The sequence below is a fragment of the Falsiroseomonas oryziterrae genome (assembly GCF_021864505.1).
GTDB classification, from domain to species: domain Bacteria; phylum Pseudomonadota; class Alphaproteobacteria; order Acetobacterales; family Acetobacteraceae; genus Falsiroseomonas; species Falsiroseomonas oryziterrae.
This window is the reverse complement of sequence record NZ_JAKJIB010000369.1, coordinates 1-3,752: the sequence shown is the minus strand read 5'-3', so window position 1 is coordinate 3,752 and position 3,752 is coordinate 1. Positions and strand designations below refer to the sequence as shown.

General features: G+C 74.3%; 5 protein-coding genes and 1 pseudogene. 3 read left to right on the top strand and 3 right to left on the bottom strand.

The window, feature by feature from the left end:
- Both L2I40_RS20310 and L2I40_RS20305 read right to left on the bottom strand, forming a co-directional pair.
- A partial coding sequence (locus L2I40_RS20310) for a hypothetical protein (RefSeq protein ID WP_237216996.1) occupies positions 1-192 on the bottom strand: 192 nt, incomplete at its 3' end.
- A 9-nt stretch (positions 193-201) separates the two neighbouring features.
- Positions 202-420 (bottom strand): hypothetical protein, encoded by a 219-nt coding sequence (locus L2I40_RS20305; protein ID WP_237216995.1) that lies wholly within the window; start codon positions 418-420, stop codon positions 202-204.
- Between the two features lie 460 nt (positions 421-880).
- On the opposite strand from L2I40_RS20305, the gene L2I40_RS20300 reads away from it, so the two are divergent.
- The 3 genes from L2I40_RS20300 (at position 881) to L2I40_RS20290 (ending at position 3,069) form a co-directional block, all read left to right on the top strand.
- Complete coding sequence (locus L2I40_RS20300) at positions 881-1,567, top strand: MarR family winged helix-turn-helix transcriptional regulator (protein WP_237216994.1); 687 nt, start codon at positions 881-883, stop codon at positions 1,565-1,567.
- Positions 1,568-1,582: 15 nt separating this feature from the next.
- Complete coding sequence (locus tag L2I40_RS20295) at positions 1,583-2,338, top strand: hypothetical protein (protein ID WP_237216993.1); 756 nt, start codon at positions 1,583-1,585, stop codon at positions 2,336-2,338.
- Between the two features lie 182 nt (positions 2,339-2,520).
- Entirely contained in the window at positions 2,521-3,069 is a 549-nt protein-coding gene (locus tag L2I40_RS20290) for a peroxiredoxin family protein (RefSeq protein ID WP_237216992.1), read from the top strand.
- A gap of 30 nt (positions 3,070-3,099) precedes the next feature.
- Here L2I40_RS20290 and L2I40_RS20285 read toward each other — a convergent pair.
- A pseudogene (locus tag L2I40_RS20285) lies at positions 3,100-3,752 on the bottom strand (hypothetical protein); the annotation flags it as partial.

Sequence of the window (3,752 nt, the reverse complement as noted above, 5' to 3'; positions counted from 1 at the left end):
GTCGGCATCCAGCTGCGCGCCGCGGAGAAGGATCACCTGGTGTGCCGCGAGCATCGCGCGGAGCGCGGCGGGCGTCCCAGCATCGGCGGCGCGGAGCAGGCGCGGCCGCTCGATCTCGGCGCCGAACAGCGCGTGCAGACGGTGCGGCGCCGGGCCCGACGGGTCCGGCGCAAAGGCGAGGGCCGCGCTCATCGCAGCACCTCAGGCCGCGCTGGCGAAGGGCAGCGGCAGCTGGCGCGCACCGCGGGCGCGGGCCAGCACGAGACGGGCGACGCGCGCCATCTCCTGCGGGTCCGGGAAATGCACGCCGTCGAGATCCTCGAGCACGGGATCCATGGCGACGAAGTGCCAGTCGGCGGAGGCGTTGACGGCGACGCCGACGAAGCGGCCCTCGATCTCGATGGGACGGGACTGGATCATGATCTGGCCTCGGGCAGGGGGCTGAACGCAGGCAGGGCGCGTGCCGGACGCATCATCGGCCGGCGGCATCGCATGCCCGGACAGAGGCCGGCGCGACGCCGGAACCCCGCGATGGCTGCGCTGCGCGGCGCCGTGATGGGCATGGGCCTGTGCTCCGCACCGCCGAGGCCAATCCCGACGGAGCGAGGTCATTTCCACGCGCATCAGATGTCGAGTCAAGAAATCAACGAACGAAAGAAGTAAATACTTCCTATCGGTCGTGTCGGAGAGACGGTGCCATTCCGGTCCCAGGCGCGAGGAAAGGATCGCCCCCGACATCGGCAGCGCACCGGCGGGGCGCGAAGCCGCCTGTCTCGGGGAGGCCGTGGCGCGGCCGATGGCGAAGCGGCGCTACTTGCGGGCCGGCCGATAGGGGCAAAACGGGCTTGATTGAGTAGGAGTCCTACATATAATCGCCGCCATGACCGCCGTCTTCGACAGCCTGTCCGACCCATTGCCCCGCCGCCTCGCGGCCGGGCTGTCGCGCCTCTCGGTCGCGCTGCGCGCCGGCCAGTGGCGGCTGGCGGAAGCGCACGGCCTGACGCCGACCCAGGCCCAGGCGCTCGCGCTTCTGGCGGCACGCAGCGGCGCGGCCCGCCCCGCGCTGCGCGTCTCCGACATCGCCGAGCACCTCGCCATCACCCGCCCGACCGCCAGCGACGCCGTCACGGCGCTCGAACGCAAGGGCCTGATCCGCCGCCAGCCCGATCCGCGCGATGCCCGCGCCACCGGGCTCGTCCTGACGGAGGCCGGCACGGCCCTGGCGCGAGAGGCCGGGGACTGGCCCGCGACGCTGCTCGACGTCGCCGCCGACCTGCCGCCCCCCGAGCAGGAGGCGCTGCTGCGCCTGGTGACGAAGCTGATCCGCGGCCTGCAGCTGCGCGGCGCCATCGCGCCGGCGCGGATGTGCGCCACCTGCCGCTTCTTCCGCCCCTACGCCCATCCCGCCGACGCCGCCACGCCGCATCACTGCAGCTTCGTGGATGCGCCCTTCGGCGACCGCCACCTCCGCCTCGACTGCGCCGAGCAGGATCCCCTGCCGGATGACGAGGCCGAGGTCGTCTGGACCCGCTTCGTCAGCGGACCGCCAGCCGCCACGCCACCCTAGCCGGAACCCACACGGATGAGCTTCGAGATCACCCGCGGCATGCTCGCCGCGGCAACGGGGGCGCTTGCCCTGTCGCTGGCGGCGCCGCTTGCGGCGCAGCCCCACCACGGCGCCGGCATCGCCGCGCCGCGCGGCAGCGCGGCGCTCGCCGACTTCGACATCGTGCAGGCCTCGATCGCCGTCGAGCGCGACCAGGCCGTCTTCCGGATCCAGGTCGCGGGCCAGGCCGGCGCGACGCGCCCGCAGGAAACCGGCCGCTTCGCCGGCAGCGACGTGCACGCCTATGTCTGGCCGACCACGCTCGACAGCGGAATCGTCGGCTTCGATCCCGGGCAGGGCGTCCTGGCGCTCGCCGTCACCTTCCACCCGGATTTCGACGACGGCGCGCCGGGGCGCGAGCGCAACCGGCATGTCTGGCACAGCCACTGGGTCGTGCTCGGCCCCGATGCCGCCTGCGGCGATGCCGCGCTGAAGGTGCAGGACCTGCCGCGCGACCGCCATCCGCGCGTGCCCGGCGACTGGCCCGGCGTGCCGCTGATGATCTCGAGCCCCGACCTGCCGCCGACCTTCTCCGGCGACACGATCGAGGTCCGCGTGCCGATGGCCGAACTTCCCGGCCTGCGCGAGGCGCGCTTCGACGGCGTGACGGCGGGCCTCAAGGTCAACGGCAACCTGCACGCCCCGCTGCTCTGCGTGGCGCAGGTCTTCGACGTCGCGTCCGGCAACCTGTCCCTGCCCGGGCGCGTGGCACCCGGCGGTGGGACGCGCTGAGGCGGCCAACCCAGCGCGTCCGCGTCGCCACCCCCAACCGACCCTGCGAGAGACCAGAGGAGAGCAACGATGCTCCGAATGAACCCGATCGAGGACACCGCCGCAACGCCGCGGCGCCGCGCAGCCTGACCCGAACGGAGGGGCCCCGGGGCATCCGCCCCGGGGCGACGAAGGATCCGCTCATGCATCAAGACCCACGCCCCGCGCCGGAATTCCAGGTCTCCGCCTGGCTCCATGCGCCCGAACCGCCGACGCTCGCCGCGCTGCGCGGCCGCGTCGTCGTCGCGCTCGCATTCCAGATGCTGTGTCCCGGCTGCGTGCAATACGCGCTGCCGCAGCTGCTGCGCGTCCGCCGCGCCTTCCATCGCGACCACGTCGCGGTGCTCGCGCTGCACACGGTGTTCGAGCACCACGCCGCGAATTCGCGCGCGACGCTGGAGGCCTTCGCGCATGAATACAGGCTCGACATCCCGATCGGGATCGACGCCCCGGACCGGGCCGGCGGCGCGCTGCCGCGCACCATGGCCGCCTATGCGATGGAGGGCACGCCGACGCTGCTGCTCATCGATCGCGCCGGCCGCCTGCGACGCCAGGCGTTCGGCCATGTCGAGGACCTCGTCCTCGGCGCCGACATCGCGCTGCTGACGGCGGAGCGCGACGCGCAGGTCGCCGTGCCGCCGGCGTCATCCCGTGACGCCGCCGGGCCGGGCGCGACCTGCCGCATCGCGTGAGGACCGCGCGCGCGGTCCTCGCGCCGCCGTTCAGGCCGGCACCGTCTCGCGGCTCCAGGCGGCGACGGTCTCCTCCAGCGTCACGCGGCCGCGGCGCTGCTCGCCTGCGCCCGAGAAGCGGATGTGGCCGCTGTTGATGCCGTCGTACATCTCGGCGATCAGCCGGGCATAGGCGTCGCCCAGGCCGGCCTCGCGCAGGATGCCCTCCCAGGCGGCGCGCGGCGGCTGCACCGGCACGACGTCGCGCCCGAGCGCCTTCGCCATCGCGGCCGCCGCGTCGCGCGCGGAATACTCGGCCGGCCCGGCCAGCTCGACCAGCGCAGGCGCCGAGGGGTCGGCCAGCAGCTCGGCGGCCACGCGCCCGATATCGGCGGTGGCGACCATCGGCCGGCGCGCATCGAGCGCGGCCAGCATCGTCGGCAGGATCCCCTGCGCCGCGGCGATGCCGAACACGCTCCGCCAGTTCTCCTGGAAGTAGCTCGGGCGCAGCCGCGTCACGTGCGGCGCGGCATCCGCCAGCACTGCCTCGGCGCGATGCAGGCCGAGGATCGGGCCGGTGCCCGCGGCGAGATGCGCGCCCTCCGACGAGAGCAGGACGAGCCGGCCGAGGCCGGCGGCGCGCGCCGCCTCCCGCGCCGCCGTCGCGACCTCGGCGTAGTAGGCGACCGGGTCGGGATGGGCCG

Bases quoted from the DNA above. Each gene is read 5' to 3' on its own strand.
- L2I40_RS20305 (WP_237216995.1), bottom strand. From the start codon at position 420: ATGATCCAGTCCCGTCCCATCGAGATCGAGGGCCGCTTCGTCGGCGTC.
- L2I40_RS20300 (WP_237216994.1), top strand. From the start codon at position 881: ATGACCGCCGTCTTCGACAGCCTGTCCGACCCATTGCCCCGCCGCCTC.
- L2I40_RS20295 (WP_237216993.1), top strand. From the start codon at position 1,583: ATGAGCTTCGAGATCACCCGCGGCATGCTCGCCGCGGCAACGGGGGCG.
- L2I40_RS20290 (WP_237216992.1), top strand. From the start codon at position 2,521: ATGCATCAAGACCCACGCCCCGCGCCGGAATTCCAGGTCTCCGCCTGG.